Source organism: Pseudomonas fluvialis (assembly GCF_002835605.1).
Classification (GTDB): Bacteria; Pseudomonadota; Gammaproteobacteria; order Pseudomonadales; family Pseudomonadaceae; genus Aquipseudomonas; species Aquipseudomonas fluvialis.
Window position 1 is genome coordinate 1 of sequence record NZ_PIYS01000008.1, and the last position, 26,315, is coordinate 26,315.

At 61.6% G+C, this 26,315-nt stretch carries 15 protein-coding genes, 3 tRNA genes and 3 rRNA genes; 10 read left to right on the forward strand and 11 right to left on the reverse strand.

The features are described 5' to 3' along the window. The first annotated feature begins 169 nt into the window (after positions 1–169). The 6 genes from CW360_RS06080 to CW360_RS06105 all read left to right on the forward strand — a co-directional run bounded on the left by CW360_RS06080 (position 170) and on the right by CW360_RS06105 (position 6,275). Positions 170–1,706 (forward strand): 16S ribosomal RNA (locus tag CW360_RS06080). 89 nt (positions 1,707–1,795) lie between these two features. Next, positions 1,796–1,872 (forward strand) — tRNA-Ile (locus tag CW360_RS06085). Positions 1,873–1,878: 6 nt separating this feature from the next. Next, positions 1,879–1,954 (forward strand) — tRNA-Ala (locus tag CW360_RS06090). Positions 1,955–2,195: 241 nt separating this feature from the next. Then, a 23S ribosomal RNA gene (locus CW360_RS06095) occupies positions 2,196–5,087 on the forward strand. Between the two features lie 130 nt (positions 5,088–5,217). Beyond that, positions 5,218–5,333: ribosomal RNA gene (gene rrf / locus CW360_RS06100) — 5S ribosomal RNA — on the forward strand. Together the 16S, 23S and 5S rRNA genes with 2 tRNA genes alongside form the textbook arrangement of a ribosomal RNA operon. A gap of 63 nt (positions 5,334–5,396) precedes the next feature. Beyond that, complete coding sequence (locus CW360_RS06105) at positions 5,397–6,275, forward strand: pseudouridine synthase (protein ID WP_101193090.1); 879 nt, start codon at positions 5,397–5,399, stop codon at positions 6,273–6,275. Here CW360_RS06105 and recD read toward each other — a convergent pair. Genes recD through CW360_RS06130 form a run of 5 tightly spaced genes read right to left on the reverse strand, consistent with a single transcriptional unit; the run spans position 6,247 to position 18,753 of the window. Further along, positions 6,247–8,304: an exodeoxyribonuclease V subunit alpha gene (gene recD, locus CW360_RS06110; protein ID WP_101193091.1), complete on the reverse strand. Its 2,058-nt coding sequence runs from the start codon at positions 8,302–8,304 to the stop codon at positions 6,247–6,249. The genes CW360_RS06105 and recD overlap by 29 nt on opposite strands. Next, positions 8,301–11,936 carry an exodeoxyribonuclease V subunit beta gene (gene recB / locus CW360_RS06115; protein WP_101193092.1) on the reverse strand — a complete coding sequence of 1,212 codons (3,636 nt, stop codon included), beginning with the start codon at positions 11,934–11,936 and terminating at the stop codon, positions 8,301–8,303. Before recB ends, recD begins: the two co-directional genes overlap by 4 nt. Beyond that, positions 11,933–15,346: an exodeoxyribonuclease V subunit gamma gene (gene recC / locus CW360_RS06120; RefSeq protein WP_101193093.1), complete on the reverse strand. Its 3,414-nt coding sequence runs from the start codon at positions 15,344–15,346 to the stop codon at positions 11,933–11,935. Before recC ends, recB begins: the two co-directional genes overlap by 4 nt. A gap of 38 nt (positions 15,347–15,384) precedes the next feature. Next, positions 15,385–16,335 (reverse strand): class I SAM-dependent methyltransferase, encoded by a 951-nt coding sequence (locus CW360_RS06125; protein WP_101193094.1) that lies wholly within the window; start codon positions 16,333–16,335, stop codon positions 15,385–15,387. Between the two features lie 54 nt (positions 16,336–16,389). Beyond that, positions 16,390–18,753, reverse strand: coding sequence for a penicillin acylase family protein (locus CW360_RS06130; RefSeq protein ID WP_101193095.1), 2,364 nt, complete (start codon positions 18,751–18,753; stop codon positions 16,390–16,392). A gap of 180 nt (positions 18,754–18,933) precedes the next feature. On the opposite strand from CW360_RS06130, the gene CW360_RS06135 reads away from it, so the two are divergent. Further along, complete coding sequence (locus CW360_RS06135) at positions 18,934–20,169, forward strand: HD-GYP domain-containing protein (RefSeq protein ID WP_101193096.1); 1,236 nt, start codon at positions 18,934–18,936, stop codon at positions 20,167–20,169. Here CW360_RS06135 and CW360_RS06140 read toward each other — a convergent pair. The 4 genes from CW360_RS06140 to CW360_RS06150 form a co-directional block, all read right to left on the reverse strand. Further along, the gene (locus tag CW360_RS06140) at positions 20,150–20,344 is read right to left on the reverse strand and encodes a DUF3079 domain-containing protein (RefSeq protein WP_101193097.1); all 195 of its coding nucleotides are present in this window, start codon (positions 20,342–20,344) and stop codon (positions 20,150–20,152) included. The genes CW360_RS06135 and CW360_RS06140 overlap by 20 nt on opposite strands. Positions 20,345–20,526: 182 nt before the next feature. Further along, positions 20,527–21,504 (reverse strand): hypothetical protein, encoded by a 978-nt coding sequence (locus CW360_RS16745; RefSeq protein WP_157825255.1) that lies wholly within the window; start codon positions 21,502–21,504, stop codon positions 20,527–20,529. After that, a complete protein-coding gene (locus CW360_RS06145; RefSeq protein ID WP_101193098.1) occupies positions 21,505–22,509 on the reverse strand; it encodes a DGQHR domain-containing protein in 1,005 nt (334 codons plus the stop codon). It lies immediately after the preceding gene. Between the two features lie 491 nt (positions 22,510–23,000). Next, complete coding sequence (locus tag CW360_RS06150; RefSeq protein ID WP_093986183.1) at positions 23,001–23,441, reverse strand: hotdog fold domain-containing protein; 441 nt, start codon at positions 23,439–23,441, stop codon at positions 23,001–23,003. A 150-nt stretch (positions 23,442–23,591) separates the two neighbouring features. On the opposite strand from CW360_RS06150, the gene CW360_RS06155 reads away from it, so the two are divergent. After that, entirely contained in the window at positions 23,592–24,212 is a 621-nt protein-coding gene (locus tag CW360_RS06155; RefSeq protein ID WP_101193099.1) for a TetR/AcrR family transcriptional regulator, read from the forward strand. A gap of 209 nt (positions 24,213–24,421) precedes the next feature. Here CW360_RS06155 and CW360_RS06160 read toward each other — a convergent pair. Next, positions 24,422–24,498: transfer RNA gene (locus tag CW360_RS06160), tRNA-Arg, on the reverse strand. 132 nt (positions 24,499–24,630) lie between these two features. On the opposite strand from CW360_RS06160, the gene CW360_RS06165 reads away from it, so the two are divergent. Together CW360_RS06165 and CW360_RS06170 are read left to right on the forward strand one after the other, a co-directional pair. Next, complete coding sequence (locus tag CW360_RS06165) at positions 24,631–25,077, forward strand: DUF2147 domain-containing protein (protein WP_245874680.1); 447 nt, start codon at positions 24,631–24,633, stop codon at positions 25,075–25,077. Between the two features lie 17 nt (positions 25,078–25,094). Then, complete coding sequence (locus CW360_RS06170) at positions 25,095–25,787, forward strand: cytochrome b/b6 domain-containing protein (RefSeq protein WP_101193100.1); 693 nt, start codon at positions 25,095–25,097, stop codon at positions 25,785–25,787. A 35-nt stretch (positions 25,788–25,822) separates the two neighbouring features. Here the strand turns inward: CW360_RS06170 and CW360_RS06175 are convergent, their stop codons facing one another. Then, positions 25,823–26,278: a c-type cytochrome gene (locus tag CW360_RS06175; protein WP_371254551.1), complete on the reverse strand. Its 456-nt coding sequence runs from the start codon at positions 26,276–26,278 to the stop codon at positions 25,823–25,825. Between the last annotated feature and the right edge of the window lie 37 nt (positions 26,279–26,315).

Here is a 26,315-nt window from a genome sequence, read left to right on the forward strand (position 1 = left end):
CTTGATCGAAACGCTCTTTAACAAATTGAATCAAGCAATTCGTGTGGGTGCTTGTGGAGTAAGACTGATGTCGCAAGATTATCAGTATCACAAGTAACACTCGTGAATTCGAGAGTTTTTTGCGATTGCTGAGCCAAGTTTAGGGTTTTCTCAAAACCCAATCAGTATTGAACTGAAGAGTTTGATCATGGCTCAGATTGAACGCTGGCGGCAGGCCTAACACATGCAAGTCGAGCGGATGAGGGGAGCTTGCTCCTTGATTCAGCGGCGGACGGGTGAGTAATGCCTAGGAATCTGCCTGGTAGTGGGGGATAACGTTCCGAAAGGAACGCTAATACCGCATACGTCCTACGGGAGAAAGCAGGGGACCTTCGGGCCTTGCGCTATCAGATGAGCCTAGGTCGGATTAGCTAGTTGGTGAGGTAATGGCTCACCAAGGCGACGATCCGTAACTGGTCTGAGAGGATGATCAGTCACACTGGAACTGAGACACGGTCCAGACTCCTACGGGAGGCAGCAGTGGGGAATATTGGACAATGGGCGAAAGCCTGATCCAGCCATGCCGCGTGTGTGAAGAAGGTCTTCGGATTGTAAAGCACTTTAAGTTGGGAGGAAGGGCAGTAAGTTAATACCTTGCTGTTTTGACGTTACCAACAGAATAAGCACCGGCTAACTTCGTGCCAGCAGCCGCGGTAATACGAAGGGTGCAAGCGTTAATCGGAATTACTGGGCGTAAAGCGCGCGTAGGTGGTTTTGTAAGTTGGAGGTGAAATCCCCGGGCTCAACCTGGGAACTGCCTCCAAAACTGCATGACTAGAGTACGGTAGAGGGTAGTGGAATTTCCTGTGTAGCGGTGAAATGCGTAGATATAGGAAGGAACACCAGTGGCGAAGGCGACTACCTGGACTGATACTGACACTGAGGTGCGAAAGCGTGGGGAGCAAACAGGATTAGATACCCTGGTAGTCCACGCCGTAAACGATGTCAACTAGCCGTTGGGTACCTTGAGTACTTAGTGGCGCAGCTAACGCATTAAGTTGACCGCCTGGGGAGTACGGCCGCAAGGTTAAAACTCAAATGAATTGACGGGGGCCCGCACAAGCGGTGGAGCATGTGGTTTAATTCGAAGCAACGCGAAGAACCTTACCTGGCCTTGACATGCTGAGAACTTTCCAGAGATGGATTGGTGCCTTCGGGAACTCAGACACAGGTGCTGCATGGCTGTCGTCAGCTCGTGTCGTGAGATGTTGGGTTAAGTCCCGTAACGAGCGCAACCCTTGTCCTTAGTTACCAGCACGTTATGGTGGGCACTCTAAGGAGACTGCCGGTGACAAACCGGAGGAAGGTGGGGATGACGTCAAGTCATCATGGCCCTTACGGCCAGGGCTACACACGTGCTACAATGGTCGGTACAAAGGGTTGCCAAGCCGCGAGGTGGAGCTAATCCCATAAAACCGATCGTAGTCCGGATCGCAGTCTGCAACTCGACTGCGTGAAGTCGGAATCGCTAGTAATCGTGAATCAGAATGTCACGGTGAATACGTTCCCGGGCCTTGTACACACCGCCCGTCACACCATGGGAGTGGGTTGCTCCAGAAGTAGCTAGTCTAACCTTCGGGGGGACGGTTACCACGGAGTGATTCATGACTGGGGTGAAGTCGTAACAAGGTAGCCGTAGGGGAACCTGCGGCTGGATCACCTCCTTAATCGAAGACACAGCTTCTTCATAAGTTCCCACACGAATTGCTTGATTCACTTGCGAAAAGCGATTGGGTTTAGACCCGAGAGTACGATTGGGTCTGTAGCTCAGTTGGTTAGAGCGCACCCCTGATAAGGGTGAGGTCGGCAGTTCGAATCTGCCCAGACCCACCAATCGAAGGGGCCATAGCTCAGCTGGGAGAGCGCCTGCTTTGCACGCAGGAGGTCAGGAGTTCGATCCTCCTTGGCTCCACCATTTACTCTAATCGCTGAAAGCTCAGAACTGAGCATCTGGTCTTAATGGCTTGGATGTTGAGTTCTGGACTTTGCGCCAGAACTGTTCTTTAAAAATTTGGGTATGTGATAGAAGTAGACCGATGTGTTGCTTTCACTGGCAGCATGTCGAGTCAAGGTAAAATTTGCGTGTTCTCTATGCAAATTTTCGGCGAATGTCGTCTTCACGTTATAGACAGTAACCAGATTGCTTGGGGTTATATGGTCAAGTGAAGAAGCGCATACGGTGGATGCCTTGGCAGTCAGAGGCGATGAAAGACGTGGTAGCCTGCGAAAAGCTTCGGGGAGTCGGCAAACAGACTTTGATCCGGAGATCTCTGAATGGGGGAACCCACCTGACATAAGTCAGGTATCACACACTGAATCCATAGGTGTGTGAGGCGAACCAGGGGAACTGAAACATCTAAGTACCCTGAGGAAAAGAAATCAACCGAGATTCCCTTAGTAGTGGCGAGCGAACGGGGACTAGCCCTTAAGCTTCTTTGACTTTAATAGAACGCTCTGGAAAGTGCGGCCATAGTGGGTGATAGCCCCGTATATGAAAGGGTCTTAGAAGTGAAATCGAGTAGGACGGGGCACGAGAAACCTTGTCTGAATATGGGGGGACCATCCTCCAAGGCTAAATACTACTGACTGACCGATAGTGAACCAGTACCGTGAGGGAAAGGCGAAAAGAACCCCGGAGAGGGGAGTGAAATAGAACCTGAAACCGTATGCGTACAAGCAGTGGGAGCCTACTTTGTTAGGTGACTGCGTACCTTTTGTATAATGGGTCAGCGACTTATATTCAGTGGCAAGCTTAACCGAATAGGGGAGGCGTAGCGAAAGCGAGTCTTAATAGGGCGTTTAGTCGCTGGGTATAGACCCGAAACCGGGCGATCTATCCATGGGCAGGTTGAAGGTTAGGTAACACTGACTGGAGGACCGAACCGACTACCGTTGAAAAGTTAGCGGATGACCTGTGGATCGGAGTGAAAGGCTAATCAAGCTCGGAGATAGCTGGTTCTCCTCGAAAGCTATTTAGGTAGCGCCTCATGTATCACTGCTGGGGGTAGAGCACTGTTTCGGCTAGGGGGTCATCCCGACTTACCAAACCGATGCAAACTCCGAATACCAGCAAGTGCCGAGCATGGGAGACACACGGCGGGTGCTAACGTCCGTCGTGAAAAGGGAAACAACCCAGACCGTCAGCTAAGGTCCCAAAGTTATGGTTAAGTGGGAAACGATGTGGGAAGGCTTAGACAGCTAGGAGGTTGGCTTAGAAGCAGCCATCCTTTAAAGAAAGCGTAATAGCTCACTAGTCGAGTCGGCCTGCGCGGAAGATGTAACGGGGCTCAAACCATACACCGAAGCTACGGGTGTCACGTAAGTGACGCGGTAGAGGAGCGTTCTGTAAGCCTGTGAAGGTGAGTTGAGAAGCTTGCTGGAGGTATCAGAAGTGCGAATGCTGACATGAGTAACGACAATGGGAGTGAAAAACTCCCACGCCGAAAGACCAAGGGTTCCTGCGCAACGTTAATCGACGCAGGGTTAGTCGGTCCCTAAGGCGAGGCTGAAAAGCGTAGTCGATGGGAAACGGGTTAATATTCCCGTACTTCTAGTTACTGCGATGGGGGGACGGAGAAGGCTAGGCCAGCACGGCGTTGGTTGTCCGTGTTTAAGGTGGTAGGCTGATTTCTTAGGCAAATCCGGGAAATCAAGGCCGAGAACTGATGACGAGCGTTCTTTTAGAATGCGAAGTGGTTGATGCCATGCTTCCAGGAAAAGCCTCTAAGCTTCAGGTAACTAGGAACCGTACCCCAAACCGACACAGGTGGTTGGGTAGAGAATACCAAGGCGCTTGAGAGAACTCGGGTGAAGGAACTAGGCAAAATGGCACCGTAACTTCGGGAGAAGGTGCGCTGGTGAGGGTGAAGTATTTACTACGTAAGCCCATGCCAGTCGAAGATACCAGGCCGCTGCGACTGTTTATTAAAAACACAGCACTCTGCAAACACGAAAGTGGACGTATAGGGTGTGACGCCTGCCCGGTGCCGGAAGGTTAATTGATGGGGTTAGCGCAAGCGAAGCTCTTGATCGAAGCCCCGGTAAACGGCGGCCGTAACTATAACGGTCCTAAGGTAGCGAAATTCCTTGTCGGGTAAGTTCCGACCTGCACGAATGGCGTAACGATGGCGGCGCTGTCTCCACCCGAGACTCAGTGAAATTGAAATCGCTGTGAAGATGCAGTGTATCCGCGGCTAGACGGAAAGACCCCGTGAACCTTTACTGTAGCTTTGCACTGGACTTTGAGCCTGCTTGTGTAGGATAGGTGGGAGGCTTTGAAGCGTGGACGCCAGTTCGCGTGGAGCCATCCTTGAAATACCACCCTGGCATGCTTGAGGTTCTAACTCTGGTCCGTTATCCGGATCGAGGACAGTGTATGGTGGGCAGTTTGACTGGGGCGGTCTCCTCCCAAAGAGTAACGGAGGAGTACGAAGGTGCGCTCAGACCGGTCGGAAATCGGTCGTAGAGTATAAAGGCAAAAGCGCGCTTGACTGCGAGACAGACACGTCGAGCAGGTACGAAAGTAGGTCTTAGTGATCCGGTGGTTCTGTATGGAAGGGCCATCGCTCAACGGATAAAAGGTACTCCGGGGATAACAGGCTGATACCGCCCAAGAGTTCATATCGACGGCGGTGTTTGGCACCTCGATGTCGGCTCATCACATCCTGGGGCTGAAGCCGGTCCCAAGGGTATGGCTGTTCGCCATTTAAAGTGGTACGCGAGCTGGGTTTAGAACGTCGTGAGACAGTTCGGTCCCTATCTGCCGTGGACGTTTGAGATTTGAGAGGGGCTGACCTTAGTACGAGAGGACCGGGTTGGACGAACCTCTGGTGTTCCGGTTGTCACGCCAGTGGCATTGCCGGGTAGCTACGTTCGGAAGAGATAACCGCTGAAAGCATCTAAGCGGGAAACTTGCCTCAAGATGAGATCTCACTGGAGCCTTGAGCTCCCTAAAGGGCCGTCGAAGACTACGACGTTGATAGGCTGGGTGTGTAAGCGTTGTGAGGCGTTGAGCTAACCAGTACTAATTGCCCGTGAGGCTTGACCATATAACACCCAAACAATTTGGCTGTTAGACGGTTGAAGTCGACAAACCGAAAATTTGCCTGAACACGCAATACCAAGACATCACATACCCAATTCGCTGTAGCGCCTCAAAACGATACAGCAACAAAATTGCTTGACGACCATAGAGCGTTGGAACCACCTGATCCCTTCCCGAACTCAGAAGTGAAACGACGCATCGCCGATGGTAGTGTGGGGCTTCCCCATGTGAGAGTAGGTCATCGTCAAGCACCTATACGAAACCCCAGCTTCGAAAGAAGCTGGGGTTTCTTCTTTGTGCGCGGGAAAAGAGCATGTCTGAGTCCCCCCTGATTGGCGCCAGTCATCTGCACTTGCCGGCCGGCCCTTGGCGTTGGCTACTCGACGGCTTGTGTGACGTGCTGCCAGGGGTGGATCGCGCCACCTGGCTGGCTCGTCTGCAGCAAGGCAAGGTGCTTTTTCAGGGGCAGCCACTGGCTGTGGATAGCCCCTATCGCGAAGGCATGCGCGTTGAGTATTTCCGCGAAGTAGCCAATGAGCGGGAGATTCCCTTTGCGGTGGAGATCCTGCACCACGACGAGCACTTGCTGGTGGTCGACAAGCCGCATTTCCTGGCGGTGGCACCGGCCGGCCAGTGGGTCGAGCAGACCGTGCTGCGTCGCTTGCAGAGGCAACTGCAGCTGCCCGAGCTGGTGCCGCTGCATCGTCTGGATCGCTTGACCGCAGGCGTCATGCTGCTGTCCTGCCAACGAAGCAGCCGAGATGCCTACCTGTCGCTGTTTCGTCAGCAACGTATGCACAAGGTCTATGAAGCCGTTGCCGGCCCTTTGCTAGGGCTGGCCTGGCCTTATCAGGCGGCGCATTGCCTGCAGCCGGGCGAGCCGTTCTTTCGTATGCAGGCGGTCAGTGGGCCGGCCAATGCCTGGACAACGCTGCAGGTACTGGAGCGGGGTAGCGCCTACTGGCGTTATCGACTGCAGCCGCAAACCGGCCGCAAACACCAGCTACGCGTGCAGATGGCGGCGCTTGGCGCACCCTTGCGCCATGATCCGCTGTACCCGCAGTTGCAGGCACACGACGTAGATGACTTCACCCAGCCGTTGCAGTTGCTGGCCCGCAGCCTGCATTTCGACGATCCGCTCAGCGGGCTACCCCGGCATTTCCTCAGCCAGCGGCAATTGTTGCCGCTGTAGCCTGGCGCAGTGCGTCGAGCAGGCCACTGTGGCGTTGCACGCGGCGCTGGATGGCCTGCTCGAAGACTGGCGGATGGCTCTCGATCAGCGTGAAGTGCTCACGGGCACGGGTGATCCCGGTATAGATCAGCTCGCGGGTCAGTACCGGGTTGAGCGTGTCGGGCAGCAGCAGGGCGCAGTGGGCGAACTCGGAGCCCTGGGATTTATGCACGGTCATCGCATATACGGTTTCCACGGCACTCAGCCGGCTGGGCAGGACAAGGCGCAGTCCCTGCTGGCCGTCGTTGCGTGGAAACACTACGCGCAATACCTGGCGTGACGGGGTTGTGCTGTCCGGCATACACAGGGCGATACCGATGTCGCCATTCATCAGCCCGAGGTTGTAGTCATTGCGCGTAACCATGACCGGCCGCCCCTCGTACCAACCCTGGTCGCTGTCCAGCAGGCCGCGCTGCAGCAGCGCGGCGGCAATCTGCGTGTTCAGCCCTTCCACGCCCCACGGGCCCTGGCGCAGTGCGCAGAGCAACTGGAACTGCTCGAAGGCCGCCAGCACCTGGCGTGCCCAGTGCAGCCAGGCGGATGGCTGGTCAGCTGTCTCGACAGATGGACGCCGCTGCTGCATGACCTGCAGGTAATGGGTATAGCCAAGCGCCGCGCCATGGCCATCCAGCAACCGCGGTGCGAGTGCCTGCTGCTGGCTGCCGTGCAGGCGCAATACCTGCAGGTCTGCGGCTGGGCTGGCGAGGATCTGCCGTGCGTCAGCAGCATTGCCCTGATTGACGGCGCGCGCCAACTGGCCAATGCCGGAGTGGCCGGCAAAGCGCCGTGAGTGACGCAACATCAGGGTGTGCTGGGCCAGCGGTTGGTTCTGGGCGCTGCCAGGGCGCAGTTGCGGATCGTCCAGTCGTTCGCCACTGACCTGCTCCAGCCAGTGCTGCAGGTCGGCAGCGTAGTAGCCGTATTCGGCATCGCGACACAGGTCGCCAAGCAGTGCACCGGCTTCCACGGATGCCAGCTGGTCCTTGTCTCCGAGCAGGATCAGGCGGGCGGTGGCGGGCAGGGCATCGAGCAGGCAGGCCATCATTTCCAGGTCGATCATCGAGGCTTCATCGACGACCAGGACATCCAGCGCCAGCGGATTGCCCGCGTGATGACGGAAATGCCGACTGTCCGGCAGGCTGCCGAGCAGGCGATGCAGAGTGGTGACCACGCGCGGGATCAGCTCGCGCACCGCCTCGCTGACCGGCAAGGCAGCGACCTGGGCGCCGATAGATTCGCTGAGACGCGCCGCGGCTTTGCCGGTCGGTGCGGCCAGCTGGATGCGCAATGGCTGGCCGGCTTGCAGGGCGGCTTCCTGGAGCAGGGCCAGCAGGCGCACCACGCTGGTGGTCTTGCCGGTACCCGGCCCACCAGTGATCAGGCTGAAGGCACTGCGTGCCGCCAGCGCGCAGGCCACTTTCTGCCAGTCGCAGAGGCGTTTGCCGTGTTGCTCGGGCGGGCTGCTGAACAGCTCCTGTAGACGCGTGGAGAAGGTTGCGGGGAGTGCCTGCTGGCGGGGCAGGCGGGCGGCGATCTGCTTGGCCACAGTCTGCTCGTAGTTCCAGTAGCGGCGCAGGTAGAGGCGCTGGCCATCGAGTACCAGCGGGCTGTTGCCGGCTTCCGCCGTACCGGCCAGGGGGCTCTGCTGCAGGCTGCTCAGCCAGTCGTCGAGGCTGATCTGTTGCAGCAGGCGGGCCGGCGGCAGTGTGCTGGCGGAGGGATTGACCGACAGCCCGAGGCCCGGCTCGGCAAGGCAGGCGGCCAGGTCCAGGCAGACATGGCCGTGACCGAGTTGCAGGCTGCTCAGCGCCGCACCGAGCAACAGCAGTGGCGGGCTGTGCGGGTCCAGTTCCACACAGAAACGCGCCAGCGCGACGTCCAGCACGCGCAGCCAGCCCTCGCCCTGCCAGCTGTCGAGCAGCGCCAGCATGGCCTGGCGGTCGTGCAGTGCCGGGTCATGGGCAGACAGCAGGGACAGTTGTTGACTCATCGGCTGCGCTCCTTGTGCTGGCCACGAAACAGCTCATCCAGGGCATTGAGCAGGGCTTGTGGCGGTCGGTCGAGAAACAGCCCCTGGCTTGGCGCTGCCTGGCCACGCAGGAACAGGTAAAGCGCGCCACCCATGTGCTGCGCGTACTGGTAGTCGGGCAGGCGCAGCTGCAACTGGCGGTGCAGGGCCAGCAGGTAGAGCGCGTATTGCAGGTCGTAGCGCTGTTCGAGGATGCACGCCTGCATGGCTTGCGGGCTATAGGCGCTGTCGTCCTCGCCCAGCCAGTTGGATTTGTAGTCGGCCAGGTAATAGCGTCCCTGGTGTTCGAACACCAGGTCGATGAAGCCCTTGAACAGGCCGTTGAGGCGCTCGCGGCTGAGCGCCGGGCGTGGTTCGCCGGGCAGGATGTACTGGCGCACCAGGGTATCCAGTTGCTGGACCTCGACCTGCTGCACGGCCAGCCAGAACTCCAGCTCGGCCTGGTAGTGTTGCAGTTGGCAGAGTGCGACCTGCGCGCCGCCGGGCAATGCCTGTGGACGCTGCAGCAGGGCCAGCAGCCAGTCGCTGAGCGGGTCGATCCAGGCTTGCAGGTCACGCAGCTGGCAGCGCCGGGCGATCAGTTCGCGCAACTGCCCGGGTTGCCCGGCGAGCTGGGCAAAGCCTTCCTCGGCCGCCATCTCCAGCAGGCCATGGAGGAAGGTGCCGGGATTGGGGCCGCGCGGGAAGGTGTGCAGGCTGCCCGCGCGACCGCCCGGCTGTGCAGGGCTGGCCGGCTGGTGCAGGTCGCGGGCCTTTTCCTCGCGTGCGCTGTCGGCGGCCAGCGCACTGCCGGGTGTTTCCTCCTGGTAGTGCAGGGCACTGTAGGAGGCAATCCACCAGTGTTCGGCCGCCGCGCGCGGCGGTACGCGCCAGTGCAGGTCGGGCAGCGTCGCGCCGTCCTGTTGCAGCGGATGGTCATTGGGCGGCGGGGCGTTCTGCAGGTCGCAATATGGCAGGGCCTGCTGCGCCTGCAGCCAGTCGAGTAACTGGCTGCTGTTGTCCAGGCGGGCTCCGCCGCCCAGCAGGTAGCCGAGCGCCGAGCGCTCCAGACGCGAGCCCCTGGCGTTGCCCTGGGTGATGTCGGCAATGCCCAGCCAGCAACTGTGCCGAGCGCGGGTCAGGGCGACGTAGAGCAGGCGCAGGTCTTCGGCGAGGCGTTGCTGATCGGCCTCTTGCAACACCTCATCATCCACGTCCAGTTGCAGACGGCGCTGTTCGCCATCGTGCAGGTACACCGGCTGGCGGGCGTCGACGGCGCGGAAGCTGCAGATGAACGGCAGAAATACCAGCGGGTATTCCAGGCCCTTGGACTTGTGGATGGTCACCACGCGTACCAGCGCTTCGTCGCTTTCCAGGCGCAGCACCTGTTCATCGGCGTTGCCAGCCTGGCCGGCAAGCAGCTCCTGCAGGTGGCGCAGCAGGGCCTGTTCGCCATCCAGTTCGCGGGCGGCACGCTGCAGCAGCTCGGCCAGGTGCAGCAGGTTGGTCAGTACCCGTTCGCCGTCACTGCGGCGCATCAGTTGTTGTGGCAGGGCGAAGTCATGCAGCAACTGGCGTAACATCGGCAGCACGCCCTGGCGTTGCCAGCGCTGGCGATAGTCGCGGAACTGCATGACGCGCGCTTCCCACTGTCGCTCGTCCTGATTGAGTTGTTCCAGGTCGCTCAGCGACAGGCCGAGGGTGCGACTGGCCAGCGCGGCGCGCAGCAGGCGCTCCTGGTCCGGCTCGGCGCAGGCGCGCAGCCATAGCAGCAGGTCGCCGGCTTCCGGGCTGGCGAACACCGAGTCCTTGTCCGACAGGTAGACACTGCGTACCTGACGGGCGGCCAGGGCGCGGCGAATGGCCTGGGCTTCCTTGAGGTCGCGTACCAGCACGGCAATGTCGCTGGGCTGCAGGGCGTGCAGCTGCCCGTCGCGGAGAAAGCCGGCCTGCCCCTGGCGTGCCAGGTTGAGCAGCCGGGTGATTTCGCTGGCGGCACTCTCGGCCAGCGCCTGGCGGTACTTACCGGCACTCAGTGGCTGCTCGCTGGGCCACAGGCGCAGTTGCAGCGCTGCTGGGGTCTGCCCCTCGACCTGCCAGATTTCGCGGCGACCCTCGGCCTTGACCGGCTGGAAGGGCAGCGGGTTGTCGGCGCCGTTGCGGAACAGGAAGGCGCCCCGGCTGTCCGGGCGCTGTTCGGCAGCGAGAAACAGCCGGTTGACCGCCTCGACCATGGCCTCGCTGGAGCGGTAGTTGGTATCCAGGTGGTAATGCCGGCCTGTGGTGGCAGCCCGTGCGCGCAGGTAGGTGTGGATGTCCGCGCCGCGGAAGGCGTAGATCGCCTGCTTGGGATCACCGATCAGCAACAGGCCGCGCTCGGCCTGTGTGTCGTGCAGCGGGTAGACGCGGGCGAACAGGCGATATTGCAGCGGGTCGGTGTCCTGGAATTCGTCGATCAGCGCCACCGGAAACTGCCGGCCGATCAGCTCGGCCAGGCGCTGGCCGTTGTCGCCGTGCAAAGCCTGGTCGAGGCGGCTGAGCATGTCGTCGAAGCCCATTTCCGCCCGCTGCCGCTTGGCTTCGGCAAAGCCTGCGCACACCCAGGCCGCCGCGTGCTGCAGGGCCTGGCGGTGCGGGCCGGCCAGCGCCTGCAGGCGTGCCGGCAGCTGGCTCAGCGCATCCAACGCCGGGTGCGCCGGTGGCTCGCCCTGTTTCCACACCTCGGCCAGGCCCTGCGGGGTGAGGCGCTTGAAGCCGGTATCCAGGCGCAGTTCGCGCGCCTCACCCTGCGCCCAGTCGCGCAGGCGATCCAGCCAGGGCTGGTAGTACTGGGCACGCAGCTTGCGGGTATCGACCTGCTTGTCGGCCACCGCCTGGTCGAGCAGTTGCTGCAGCTCATCGACCCACTGCGACCAGGGCGCCTTGAGCTCGGCAAGGGCCTGCTGCTGCTCGCTCAGGGTGGCCTCCAGCAGGCTGTGCAGCGACTGCTGCGGCGCCGCGCCGGCCTCGTCGAGCAGCGCCTGCAGCGCCGCCCGCAAGCCATCCGGGCTGCCCCAGGCCTGCATCACCCACTGCAAGGTCTGGCCGTGCAACGGGTAGCAGTGCAGGCGCCAGTAGTCGCGCACCACCTCGGCGAGCAGCTCGCTGTGGTCGGTCTGCAACTGCTGGGTGAACAGGCTGCCGCTGTCGAAGGCATGCTCGCGCAGCATGCGCTGGCACCAACTGTGAATGGTCGAGATGGCCGCCTCGTCCATCCACTGGGCGGCGCTGTCCAGGCGTTGCGCGCAGTCGGCCCAGGCCTCGCGTGGATAATCGGCGCGCAGCAGGCGCAGCAGCGGGTCGCCGGCCTGCTCGTCGCGGAAGGCCTGCGCCGCCTCCACCAGGCGGTTGCGGATACGTTCGCGCAGCTCGCGGGTGGCGGCGTCGGTGAAGGTCACCACGAGGATTTCCGGGGGCAGCAGCGGCCGGGCGAACGCCTGCGCGCCGCCATGCCCGAGCACCAGGCGCAGGTACAGGGCGGAGATGGTGTAAGTCTTGCCGGTGCCGGCGCTGGCTTCGATGAGCCGGCTGCCATACAGCGGAAAGTCCAGGGCGAGGGGGCGGGCGGCGCTCATGGGTGCTCCTCGCGGTGCTCGTCGATAACCCGGAAGGCGCTGCCCAGCCGCTGGTAGAGGCTCGTCGCCAGCCCGGCAAACTCACCGCTGGCGGTCAGCGCGGCGAAGTCCGGGTAGTGGCGTGCCAGGCAGGCGCTCTGCTGGCACTCGCCGGTCAGCTGGTAGCCGCCTTCGTAGGCTTGTTGCGCGGCCGCTTGCGCCTTGTCCGGCACATCGGCCTGCAGCCAGGCCATGGCGCTGTTGATGGCCACCGGCAGGGGTTGCTGCAGGCCCTGTTGCCAGGCCTGCAGCCAGTCGTGCAGTTGCGCGCGGGCCACGTCGCTCGGCAGCGGCTCGGCGAGCAGGCTGACATCCTCGGCGACCAGCAGGCTGTGCAGGGGCAGGCCCTGCGCGCAGGCCAGCACATGCGTGACCCAGGGGCGCAGCAGGCGATGCCATTTCCATTGTTTGCCGCGTGCCAGACCGCCGGCCTGCAGTTCGATGCGCGCCAGCTGCGCGTCGTCGCTGCGCCCGCGCAGGCCGCTCAGCCAGCCCTGCAGGCTGAGCGGGGGAACGTCCAGGTGCAGCGGGCGGGCACTGTCCTCAGGCTGTGGCCAGGTCTGGCAGAGCGCCTGGTAGCGGGCCAGTTGCTCGGGCAGGCGGGCCTGCAGCTGTTCGCGCAATTGCTCGCCAAAACCGGCCAGCGGCAGCAGGCCGCTGCGTTGCAGAACGGCGGCCTGCTCGGCGAGCGCCTGCTGTACGGCCTGCGGCCCCTGTTCCAGTGCCTGGCTGGCGGCCTGCAGCAGGTGGCTGTGCAGCTGGTGTTGCTGCAGACCGTTGAGCAGGAAGGGCTCGTCGTCGCTGAGGTCCTGACGCTGCTCGTCGAGGAACACCTTGAGCCGCTGGTTGAAGAAATACTTCACCGGATCGCGCAGGAATGCCTGCAGCTGCTCGGGACTCAGGGTGTCCTGCTCGCTCGGCGGCAGTGCGTCGTCGGTGACTGCGCTGGCCGGCTGGTAGAGCGCCGCCCACTCGTGGGCATGGCTGAACAGGCCGGCGTCGCTGCCATTGAAATAGCGCCGGCTGAAGGGTTGCAGCGGATGCTCCTGGGTCAGCGCGTCGAGCAACTCGCCGCTGCCGTCAAGCCGCCAGGCATTCTGCAGGTGGTCGCGCAGCTGGCCGATCAGCACCGACGGCGGGCGTTCGCTGTTGTCGCGAATGCTCCGTCCGACCCAGCTGATGTACAGCTGCTCACGGGCCGCCAGCAGGGCTTCGAGGAGCAGGTAGCGGTCGTCTTCGCGGCGCGAGCGGTCGCCTGGGCGGTAGTCGCCGGCCATCAGATCAAAGTCCAGGCGCAGGGTGCTGCGCGGGTAGTCGCCATCGTTCATGCCGAGCAGGCAGACCACCCGGAAGGGGATGGCGCGCATGGGCATCAGCGTGCAGAAATTCACGGCGCCGCTGAGGAAGCGCTGGCCGAGCTTGCCCTGCTCGAGCAGGCCCAGCCAGGCCTCGCGGACCACGGCCAGCGGCAGCGGCTCGTCCAGCTGCACTGCCGTGGTCAGCTCCAGCCAGTCTTCGAGGGCCTGGCGCAGCTTGAGCAGCAAGCCCTGGTCGTGCTCGTCCTGGGCGCTGAAGCAGTTATCCAGCAGCTGGCCGAGGCACTGCCCCCAGGCGCTGGCGGGCTGCGCCTGGGCCAGTTGCTGGTGCAGCTGGTCGAGGGTGTCGAGCAGTTGCAGCAGCGGGCCGATCAGCACGGCGTCCAGCCCGCCGATCTCGTCGTAGGGCTCGATCTCGCCATACGCCTGGCCCTGGCCCACGGCATAGCCGAGGAGCATGCGGCGCAGGCCGAAGCGCCAGGTGTTCTGCTCCAGCCCTTCGGGCAGGCCGCGCTCGGCACGTCGCCGGGCGTCCAGGCCCCAGCGGATGCCGGCGCCGCGAATCCAGCGCTGCAGGGTCGCCAGGTCAGCCTCGGCGATGGCGAAGCGGGCGCGCAGCGCCGGCACGTCGAGCAGGTCGAGCACTTCGCTGACCCCCAGGCGACTGTCGGGCAGGCGCAGCAGGTGTTCCAGGGCGATCAGCAGCGGCTCCTGGCCGCGCGCCTGCTGGTCGGCCAGGGTGAAGGGAATGTAGCGCGGGTCGTGGCGCTCGTACTGGCCGAACACCGCCTGGATCGACGCGGCGTAGCTGTCGATGTCCGGCAGCATGACGATGATGTCGCGCGGGCGCAGGCTGGGGTCGGCGGCAAAGCGGGCGAGCAGCTGGTCGTGGAGGATTTCCACTTCGCGCTGGGCGCTGTGCGCCAGGTGAAAGCGCAGCGACTGGTCAGTATCCGGGCAGACCGCCGGCCACTGCGCGCGGCTTTCGGCAAGGCTGCGCAGGTTGAGGATGTCGTCCTGCAGCTGGCCGAGCAGATGGCTGCAGTCACCGGCACTGAACAGGTCGATGCGCTGCCCGCAGGCGCTGAAGTGCGCGCGGTAGGCGTCCGGCTCGTCATAGCGGTCGAGCAGGTTGATGTAGTCACGGCCCTGCTTGCCCCAGGCGGCCAGCAGGGGGTGGCCGACCCCGCAGGCCGGGCGTTGCAGCTGGCGGCGGTAGGCGTGGCGCAGCAGGTCCTTGTCGGCGACGATGTCGCCCCAGTAGTGCTGGCAAGGGTTGTGGACGCACAGCAGCACCTGGCTGAAGCGCGACAGGGCGGCCAGCGCTTCGACCATCTGTGCCGGCAGCGAAGAGATGCCGAACACCAGTACGCGGCGCGGCAGTCCCGCCGGGCGCTCCTGCAGGGCGGCCAGCTGGGCGATGAAGCGTGGATGGACACCGGCGCGGCTGGCCGCCAGTTCGGCGCTGCCGACATCGGCGAGCAGGGCCCGCCAGAGTGCTGCCTGCCAGCGTGAGTCGGCATCCAGCGGGCGGATGCCCTGGCGCGAGGTATGCAGCTGGTCGCGCCCGGCAGCCCAGTCCTGCAGCCAGTCGGCGCGATACACCTGGTACTGGTCGAACAGGTCGGCCAGCCGCTCGGCCAGCTGGTGGCGCTTGCGCAGGTCCTGGTCATCGGCGAGAAAGCGTCGCAGCGGGGCGAAACACGGCTCATCCAGCAGGCCGGGCAGCAGGCGCATCAGCCGCCAGGTCAGCGGCGCCTTGTCCAGCGGCGACTGGCGGGCAATGCTCGCGCTGCCCAGCACGTTGCGGTAGGTCTGCCAGAGAAAGCGTGCCGGCAGCTCGACCTGCACGGCGGCGGCAATGCCGGCGCGGTCTTCGGCGAGGGCCTGCTTGAGCCACTGGGCAATGCCGTTGCTTTGCACCAGCAGCACTTCGTTTTCCAGGGGATGCAAGGGGTAGCGGCGCATCCAGGTCAGCGCCAGTTCGCGCAATGCTTCCAGGTGGTTGCCATGGATCACCATGAAACCGGGCGTGAGTGCCTCGTCGTCGTGCATCTTGGATTCCTTGCCGGTCGCCGCCGGCACAGCATACGTCATCCCTGTGCCGCGGGGGCCTGGAACACCATGGCCTTCAGCGCGCATTGCGGGTCGCGGTCGGCGAACTCCGGCGGATTGTCCAGGCGTTGCACGAACTGCAGGCTGGGCGCGGCCTCGGCCATGCTGTGCAGGAGAAACTCAGTGCCGACTTCCGGGGCGTTCACGCAGGCCAGCACCAGGCCCTGCGGGGCGAGCAGTTCGGGCAGCCGGCGCAGTACGCGGGGGTAGTCCTGGCTGAGCACGAAGCTGCCTTTCTGCAGGCTCGGCGGGTCGATGATGATCAGATCGTAGGGGCCGAGCTTGCGCAGCTTGCCCCAGGAGCGGAACAGCTCATGGCCGAGAAAACTCACCCGCTCCAGAGGCTGGCCGTTCAGCCGGTGGTTGTCGCGGCCCCGGCTGAGCGCGGCGCGGGCCATGTCCAGGTTGACCACCTGCTGCGCGCCGCCGGCCAGCGCTGCCACGGAAAAGCCACAGGTGTAGGCGAACAGGTTGAGCACCCGGCGTCCGGCGGCCTGCTCGCGCACCCACTGGCGGCCCAGGCGCATATCGAGGAACAGGCCGTTGTTCTGCTTGCTGCCCAGGTCGAGCAGATAGTGCAGGCCCTGCTCGCTGACCTGGCACTGTTGCACGGGCGTGCCATGCAGCCACAGCGCCGGGCTGTCGGCCAGGTAGCGCAACTGCAGGAGCAGGCGCTCGGCGCCGCTGCTGGCCCACTGTGGCTGGCGGGTCAGCGCGTGCAGGCTGTCCTGCAGCGCGGCCAGTGCCGCCGCACCGAGGTCGCGGTACAGGCAGACCAGCAGCGTGCCCTGCAGCCAGTCCACGGTCAGCTGTTCCAGCCCCGGCCAGCAGCGCCCGCGGCCGTGCAGCAGGCGGCGCACCTCGCTGGGCGGCGAGGCGAGGCACTGCAACAGGTGTTGCTGCAAGGTGGCGAGAACGTCTGGAGTCATGTGCTGGGCCTGCTGAGTGGGGCGGGCATTTTACGCGCTGCTGGCGCGCTGTGCTCAGGGGGTGGCCGGCTCCAGCAGCAACAGGCCGCGACTGTGCTGGCGGATGGCCTGCGGGCTGCTGTGCATGGGTTGGTAGCGCCCCTCCAGGTAGTCGCTGGCCTGGTCGCGGTAATGCCGGTCGAAGCGCACACCAGTTTGCCCGAGCGGGTTGATGCCGAGTGCCGTATGGCTGTCGGCCAGGTCGATCAGGCGCCGCGTGGATGGCCCGTAGACCACCGGCCAGGGCGCCGGGCCGAGCTTGTGCGAGAGGTTGTTGGGGGTTTCGTGACCGCCGGGGGCAGGGAACGGGCCGACATTGAACAGCCAGCTCAAGGGGGCCTTGACCCCCAGCGGGTGCGGGTGGCTGAGGCGATGGGCCTGCCCCCACTGCCAGTCGCTGCGCGGGCCGAACTGCGCATCGAGATGCGCCAGGCTGGCGCGCCAGGCCCGGGCGATGATCTCCGGCGGCGTCTCGCGGCTTGCCGTGTCGCGGCGGTCCCACCAGGGGCTGAGTGGGTCGGCCAGCAGGCGCGGCAGGGCGCTGTCGATCACCCGGGTCTGCAGCAGGTTGTCGAAGAAGGCATCGCCCAGCTCGTCATGGAGGATTTCCCGGGTCAGCTGGTAGAGCAGCTGGTTGAACAGCACCGCGGCGCGCGAGTCGAGCGTATGGCTGCCGTCCCAGCGGGCCAGTTCCTCGACCAGGGCCTGTTCATCGGCGCGGGCTGTCGCACGCAGGGTGTCCAGCAGGCTGGCCAGCACCCGCTGCGGGTAGCCGCTGGCGCTGTCCAGTTGCAGCGCCTGGCTGTTCTGCAGGTCCCAGCGCACGTCGGGCTGGCGCAACTGGCGGTCGAGCTGCGCGGCGCGGTCGGCGAGGTTGTAGTAGCCGGGCACGGACACATCCTGTGGCGCCTGGTTGGCCGACAGCACATAGCCGCGTGGCGGGTTGACCTCCTGGGGATTGGCGCTGAACGGCAGGAAACCGTCCTTGCGGGCCTCGCCACGGCTGGCGTCGAGGATGAACGCCGGGTCGACGCCGGCCGGACGGCGTGGCAGGTGCGCCGCCGCCCACCAGGCGATGTCGCCGTCGGCACTGGCCCACACCAGGTTCAGCCCCGGTGCACCGATCAGCGCAGCAGCGGCTTCGGCGCGCGGCAGGCTGTCGGCGCGGTTGAGCTGGTAGAAAGCGTCGAGCAGCGGGTTGTCGCTTTCCAGAAAGGCCCACCACATGGCCAGCGGTGTGTCGCCCTGGGGGTTGGGCAGCGCCGCGTTGATCAGCGGGCCGTTGGGCGAACGGTACAGGGTGAGCCTGTGTGGCGCGGCGTCCTTGACCAGGATGGTCTCCTGCTCGACCTGCAGGTCCACCCAGCGCCCTGCATGCCAGACCTGCAGCGGGTTGTCCGGGTTGCGCCGCTCGGCGATCAGGTCGAGGTCATCGTTCTGGAACATGGTGATGCTCCAGGCGAAGCGCTGGTTGAAACCCAGCAGGGCGTGCGGGTTGAGCGCCTGGAAGTGGCCATAGAGCTCCAGATCCGGGCTGCTCAGGTGCGCTTCGTACCACACCGCCGGCGCGGCGAAGCGAATGTGCGGATCACCGGCCAGCAGCGGCTTGCCGCTGGCCGTATGGGTGCCGGCGATGGCCCAGGCGTTGCTGCCCTCGAACTGCGGCAGGCCGCTTTGCGCCAGGCTGTTCAGGCTCAGGCTGGCCAGCTGCTGCAGGTCGTGCCAGTCGCCTGCGCTCAGCGGCAGGGCGGCGCTGCTCGCTGGGTTTTCCATGAACGGCGCCAGGTAAGCGGCGCCCAGCTGGTCGCGGATATGCGTGAGCAGCGGCTCGCTGCGCAGCGCCGCGGCGAAGCTGTAGGCCATGTAGCCGGCGATGGCCAGGCTGTCCTCGGCGCTGAACGGGCGCGGCTCCAGGCCGAGCAGGTCGAACTCCAGCGGTGCCGGGCGGCTCGCCTGGTAGTGGTTGACCCCCTCCAGATAGGCCTGCAATGCCAGGAAGGCCGGGCTCTGCTGGTCGCTGCGCGCCACGTACTGGCGGGCGTGCTGGCGCAGGCGCAGGGTGCGGAACAGCCGGTCGGTATCCAGCAGTGCCGCGCCGAACACCTCGGCCAGCTCGCCATTGGCCAGGCGGCGCAGCATCTCCATCTGGAACAGGCGGTCCTGGGCATGCACGAAGCCCAGCGCCCGGTACAGGTCGGCGTCGTTCTGCGCACGGATATGCGGCACCCCGCGCTCGTCGTAGCGCACCTCTACCGGCGCCTGCAGGCCAGGCATGCGCAACCGTCCGTCGCGCAGCGGCTGCTTGTCGGCCAGGTAATAAACTGCCAGCCCGAGCAGGGCGACGAGCAACAGCAGAGCAGACAGCAACAGGCGTTTCATCGGTGCTTTTCCCGGGCAACAAAACAGCGATTGTGCCGCTGCGGGTAGCCGCTGCCCAGTGTTCGCGGCTGCTAGACTGACTATTGCAAAGCACCTCGCCGCCCATAGGAAAAAGCCATTGGCCGTGTGTGGACAAGGCTGCTTTCATGCCGCCCCACGATACCCCCTGGAGTTGCCTTGATGGGCGATGATGTACGCAACGACCGCCTCAAGGTCGACACCAGCCAGTTGCAGATCGGCATGTTCGTGGTCGAGCTGGATCGCCCCTGGACGCATACCAACTTCCTTTACCAGGGCTTCCGTATCCGCCAGGCCGAGGAAATCCGCCTGCTCCAGGAAGCCTGCGCCTATGTGTGGGTGGATGCCCGCCGTACGCAAAGCAGTAGTGAGCAGGCGCTGGAAAATGCCGCGCAACAGGCGCCGCTGCAGGCGCAGATCGCCAAGGTCGAGTTCAACCAGGCGGTCGACCAGGCTGCGCCGGTCTGGCATGCCGCCCGCGAGGAATCGTTGCGCATCCTGCAGGCGGTCAAGCTGGGCCAGGAGCTGGACGTGGCGGCCGTCAAGACGGTGGTCAAGGCGTGTGTCGACAGCATCCTCAGCAACCCGTCGGCCATGCTCTGGCTGGCGCGCATCAAGAACAGCGACGACTACACCGCCGAACACTCGCTGCGCGTGGCCATCCTCTCCATTGCCCTGGGGCGCGAGCTGGGCCTGCCGGTCTACCAGCTGGAACAGCTTGGGGTTTGCGGCATGTTGCATGACGTGGGCAAGATCAAGGTGCCCAGCGCCATCCTCAACAAGCCTGGGGCGCTGACCAGCGAAGAACTGCGCATCATGCAAAGCCATGCCAGCGAAGGGCGCAAACTGCTGATGAGCAACCAGCAGGTCACCGCCGCCACGGTCGACGTGGCCTACACCCATCATGAGCGCCTGGATGGCCGCGGCTACCCGCGCGGGCTGGATGCCAGCCGCATTCCCTATTTCGCCAAGCTGGTGGCGGTGGTCGACAGCTACGACGCGATCAACAGCGACCGCATCTACAGCAAGGGGCGCTCCAGCCTGGAGTCCCTGCGCATCCTGCTGGACGCTGCCAACACCCACTTCGACGAAGAACTGGTAGGCCATTTCATCCGTATGATCGGCATCTACCCGCCCGGCGAGATTGCCGAATTCAGCAATGGCGAAGTCGGCATCGTCATCGGCTGCGACCCACAGAGCAAACTCAAGCCGCGCGTGCTGGTGGTGCTGGACGCCCAGCAGCAGCCCTGCCGTGAGCGGATTGTCGACCTGGCGCGTGGCGACCGCGACCCGGCCGGCCGCGCCTACCGTATCCGCGAAATCCATGGCAGCGGCGCCTTTGGCATCGACATCGAAGCCTACCGGCGCAAGGGCCTGGTCATTCCTCCGGGGCTTTAGCCGGCGGCGCCTCCACGCCCCAGGCTTCGGCCCAGTCCGCGCCGAAGGTTTCCGCCGGGTGCTGGGTGCGGTCCGTACCATTGCCACAGGCCAGCGCATCGGCCGGACAATAGCGATCACAGCCCCAGCAGATACGCTCGGGATGGGGCGGGTTGACAGGAAATTTCTTGGCCATCACAGCACTCCCGTGACAGGCGCTGAACGTCGCGCCACGGTCTGTGGACAACTGCAATGGCGCGGATGTCACAGCCTGGGCGGTTTAGGCGACGTACGGGGGAATGGTGGCTTTCGGCTAGGAGCGGACGTATCAAGTAGGAAATTAAATCTGTCCCCATTGTCTCAAAGAAGACGACCAGATTATTTACCCCGGAGTCTTCTCTTTTTTCCTTTAGCACGTCGCCTTTCACTTCGAGACGAACGCTGACGAAGGTTGCGTGTTTGGATGTCCGCAACTGGTGTCAAATTTTGATAGGCGGAAATAACAGAGGAAGAAAAAACCTCGCAAACAACAGCAATGGAGGTGGCAAGAGATTTTTCTGTAGGCACTGAGCCCATCGACCTTTCAAGCCAGCGACATGCCGAGCTTGAGTTTTCTATTAGCGAATAGAACTCAGAGATGAGTGGCTGGCTAATATCAGAATAAAACTCTGCTTTTTTGTAATTCCAGCTATTGCGAATATCGCTAGGCTTTGACCAGTTATTTGTTCCGCAGATAATTAAATTAAGAGTATGAATTTCTTTCCAGTCTGGATATTTTTCCGCCAGCGGCCTAGTTAAATCTTCGTATACATTCCTCCAAACTGACTGGTGCGGTTTTTGACCGTTAGTGGTGAATGAAATTACCTCCCCACAAGCTGAAAGTCTACCTGTGAAATTTTGAGTGTCTTCTAAAAAACCTGAATTTCCCTTGGCCTTTGCAAGTAAGGTGGCGTGCTCGCATGCATCAAAACTAACCTGGAACAATCCTTGAAGTCTTAATAGCTCAATGGCCGAAAAAAACGCACAATAATAAGCTGTTGTTAGATCCCAAGGCGGAGCTATTTTTCCAGACTTTAGAGATTTTAGAGTCTGATGTTGAGCCTTGACTCGTATTTGGCCGCAATAGAAGTCTCTTAAGGTTGCCTCTTTAAAAATAATACCGTTATTAGTAAACGCCTTGAAGGAACCTTTTGAGACAGCAGTTACCTCAATGAACGGGTCATCAAGTATTGATTGTTTCAGGCTGTCGATAGACATCAGTTCAGGTGATAGTGCAAGGGCGACCTCATCCAGCACCTCTTGTATCTTTTTGGTGGAATTTGTCGCGATAACATCAATAAGTCTGCCGTTGCTCATTCAAAAAAGATCATTTGGCGTTTTTGTTTTGTATTGAATATCAAGAAGATGCGAAATGTCCTCAGCTAATTTTGCAATAGCTTCTTCGTTGGTGCCAGTATGACGATCTTCGAAGTCAAGATTTTGCAGGCACTCAAAAACTATTGAAAATGCTTCAGCGCTATATTTTTGCCCAAACATCAATGCCTGATCGCACGCCTTATCATATACTCTGAAAATCGCTTGAAAAAATGCCGACTGAGTCAGCTTTCTTTCGTGACCTATTTCAGCGAGATTCTTCACCACGCCAATCAGATAGTTTTTAATTAATTTCTTTTTGTGATCGTAGCTAAAGTCCTTCAGCGGGCTAGTGGCAAGAGTCTTGTTTAAGGCAATTTCAAAAGGCACATGCGAAAGATAACCAGGAGCTCGCTGTATTGCGCTTAATTTAGTATGCAGAGGAGAATCCTCTTCGGCATTCAAATCCTCGAATAATTGAAGCCTAATTTGATCTATGGAGTCAGGCTCTGCTATGAATTTTGTAAGTTCAATTCGTAAGGTTTTTGGAACTCCTTTTTGATTTGAGTTGATATCTATAAAATATTCGACTTCTTTTGTTAGATTTAAGTTGCTCAAAATGCATACTGGAAGCTTTATATTTTCTTGTCCCGCCAGTTCGGCTAGATGGGAACCGTAAAGGCGATGCTGACCATCAATTACAAGAAAGCTACCTTCTACGATTGGGAAGCTAATCTTTGATGTGTCTTCATCAAATTCGATATCAAGTGATTTTTGTGCGCTTAATATAATTGCGCCGGGCAGCACATGCCCTTCTGTAATATAACTTGCAATTTTCTTTGCACGAGATACCTCAAGCGTTCGTTGGAAGCCTTGAATAAGATCTTCTGATACTCGCGAAACTCGTGCAAATTTTAATATCTCGCCAGGCGCCATCGCGGTCACATAAAACCCTACGGAACCTCGGGTCAAATTTAAAGCGGTATTCGTAAAGTTTACTTGCGGCATTGTACTTCCTATGATTTATGGGTCGAATATATTATTTATTAGTCGACGTGGTGCCTAATTTATCTGCGGAAACGGCTACACAATATCGGAGCAAGATAGTGCTTTTCAAGCAAAGCAATGCAAAAGGTGGGCGCATTCATATCGACAGCTAATGGCCGCTTGAAGCCGTTCAGCTTGGCTATCACCCAACCCACATCGCGTGCAACGCTGCTCGGACGCCTGCAAGCGTTTGTGGGAGTTTTCGGGAAATCATCGATTCAGGGGGTGAATCGTTCAGCCTGGAGAAGGCGGGTAACGCAGAGAAAGATGGCGCCCGGCGGGATTCGAACCCACGACCTAAAAATGGCTCATTTACCTGAGGCGCTACGCCAGCTTTGGCACGAGTGGATTGTGCAAATGGAGTTGGTTGATGGATCACTTGAGCCTTACACATCGATTCGATGTAAATCTAAAAAACCAGCCGCTAGCAAAGCGGCTGGCCGGCCAGCTGCTTAGCCAAGCTTTACGTTCATGGTGATGCGCGCGGTAAAAACCTTCACGCCAGCCTCATCGAAAATCTCGACCGGAACCACCTTATCGCCCGCCGACTCCCAGTCGACGTCACTGCCGTCCGCGATTGCATGAACGGAGGTCTTGGCTTTAGCCAGATACTCGACGGTCATGCCTTTCGGAATCCATTTTGCGCCGCCAGGGATGGATACCTCGGTCATCATGCCGCCGGCGAGTTCAGCCGCGTTGCACAGTGCGATAGCGTGGACGGAGGCGAGATGGTTGGTGATTTCCTTGCGGAAAGGCACTTTCACTTCAGCGCGACCGGGAGTCAGCACGGAAATTTCCGGGGTAATGGTGGCGAAGTAAGGGGCCATTTGGCAGGCCATGTTGCTGAAAGCGGAAGCGCCAACGCTTTGGTACATGCCGAGAGTCTGGCTCATGAAGGGTGACCTCTGATCTGGTGAGCGGTAGGGTAAAAAAACAGAACTGAATTCTGTTCTAGAACAATATTCTTGTTTTGGGGCGCCGTCAACGACTCGTACGGGCTCTCCGTTTCACTTACCATCGCGTTTTTCTAGCCGGACTGAAGAATGGAACCTGCTGATCTCCTTGAGCGCTGCTACCCCGGGCGTCGTGCCGAGTCCAAGCGGCAGATTCTTCGTTGCGCCTTGCGGCTGTTCAACGAGTACGGAATCGATGCAACCACCATCGATATCATCCGCGCTGAGAGCGAGACGAGTGTCGGATCGATCTATCACCATTTTGGAAACAAGGAAGGCGTGATAGCGGCGCTCTACATGGCGGCGCTGGACGACCAAGCACGCCTGCGAGACGGCTACGTAAGCGGCGTAAGTTCGACCCGAGAGTGGGTCTGTGCGTTGGTCTTTAGCTATGTGGATTGGGTCGTTGGCCAGCCAGACTGGGCGCGCTTTCAATACCAGGCCCGCTACGCAGTCGCGCAAAGTGCCTTCAGTGATCAGCTCAAGGAAGCCAATCGCGTCAGGAATGCTCAGATGAGAGATTGGTTCAGCGACCCAGCCCACCAGCGTGACCTGAAGGATCTGCCGCGCGAGCTCATACCCTCGCTGATTATCGGGCCGGCTGAGAGTTACTGCCGTGCATGGCTCTCCGGTCGTGTCAAGCAAAGCCCAGATATCCACAGACAATTGCTCGCAGAGTCTGCGTGGCTGAATGTTGGGAATGGCGATTGAGCGCGCGCTCCGCTTACGCCGGTAAACAGCCTCATCTCGTTTAGCAGCGTCTGGTTCTTGCTGGTTGAAGCCGCCCCGCTATCACCCAACCCAAATCGAGTACAGCGTTGTTCGGACGCCTGCAGACGTTTATGTGGAGCTTTTCGGGGAGTCATCGATTCAGGGGGCGAATCGTTCAGCCTGGAGAAGGCGGGTAATGCAGAGAAAGATGGCGCATCCGGCGGGATTCGAACCCACGACCCCTGCCTTCGGAGGGCAGTACTCTATCCAGCTGAGCTACGGATGCGTTGCGCGGGCGAATCATACGCATCTTGCCGGGGCGCGTCCATGCCGGCTGGGCAGGTGGTTTCGTTGAGGCAGGGCCTGCAGTAGAGTGCCGGCCCCCGGCCGTGGGGCCGTTTGTGCTGAGGAGCTGATGATGCAGTGGCGTGTAGTGGCAGGTCTGGCGTTGACCCTGGTAGTGGCAACGGTGCAGGCCGGGCCTTCGCCGCAGGGACGCTGGCAGACCATCGATGACGAGACCGGCAAGGCCAAGTCGGTGGTGGAGTTGCAGGTTTCCGGCGAAGGTCAGCTGAGCGGGCGGGTGGTGGAACTGCTCAATCATTCGGGACAGGACAATCCGTTGTGCGAGGCCTGTGAGGGCGAGCGCCATGCCCAGCCGATCAAGGGCATGACCATCCTCTGGGGGCTGCGTGCCGACGAGGATGGCCGCTGGGTGGGCGGCCAGGTGCTCGACCCGGCCAAAGGCGAGGTCTACAAGGCCAAGGTCAGCCTGGATGAGGATGGCCAGCAGTTGCACCTGCGTGGTTTCATCGGTATCGAGGCGCTTGGGCGTACGCAAACCTGGCGTCGTTTGGCACCGTGAGCGAAGGGAGGTGGGGGATGCAGGACAGTTTCAGACTCTGGGATTGGCCGCTGCGGCTGTTTCACTGGTTGCTGGCCGGCAGTGTCACGGCGGCGTTGCTGACTGGCTGGCTGGGCGGCAGCCTGATGCCCTGGCATGCCCGCCTGGGTTCGCTGGTGCTCGGCTTGCTGGTGTTTCGCCTGGTCTGGGGGCTGTGTGGTTCCACCTATGCGCGCTGGGGCTACATCCTGCGTAGCCTGGCGGGTCTCCCGCGTTACCTGCGTGGCCAGTGGCAGGCGGCTGGGCATAATCCGCTGGGCGTGTTGTCGCTGCTGGCGATGCTCGGGCTGTTGTTCGCGCAGGTGCTGAGCGGGTTACTGGCGACGGACGACATTGCTACCCATGGGCCCTTGCAGCCGTTGGTCAGCGCGGCGACCAGTGACTGGCTGAGTGGCCTGCATCGCCAGGGCAAGTGGTGGTTGCTGGCGCTGATCGGCCTACATGTGACGGCGATTGGCTTTTACGCGTTGCGCGGCAAGCCGCTATGGCGGGCCATGCTTAGTGGTCGGGCGCGGCGCGAGCATGCGCAGCAAGCGGATGCGCGGGGCGGCCGGTGGCCTGTGGCATTGCTGGCGCTGCTACTGGCCGTCGCGGTGGTTTGGGCGGTAGAGCGTCTGCCGGCGCACTTCATGCCAGCGCCGGCCGCTGCAGCACCGGCGCTGGCCTGGTAGCGTGCAGGCGGCCGGGCAGGCCGCCTGCAGGGGGCTTAGTCGGCGCGGAACTTGTCGTGGCAGGACTTGCAGGAGCCGCCCACGTCGCCAAAGGCTTTCTTGATCGCCGCCTGGTCGTTGCCGGCGGCTACGCTGGCCAGTTGGTTGGCATGCTTGACGAACTCACCGCCGATGCGCCCGGCTTCTTCGAGGTTGTCGAAGAATTCCGGCTTCAGGCGGGTCTGCTTGCCCAGTTGCGCGGTGGTGGTGTCTGGGCTGTACAGCGCGCCCATGCCGGAGTTGGCAATGGCGGCGATGGCATTGGCGGCGGCGGCGACCTTGGCCTGGTCGTAGGGTTCCTTGCCGTCGATGACCTGGGCCTTGATCTTGCCCATGTTCCAGGCCATGAACTGGTAGCCAGCCTGGCGGATTTCCACCTGTTCTTCGGGCTTGAGCTGGGCCTGGGCTGCGGTGCTGGCCAGCAGCGCGCCGGCGAGGGCGCTGATCATCATTGCTTTCACGGTATGACTCCTTCATTTGAATAGCGGC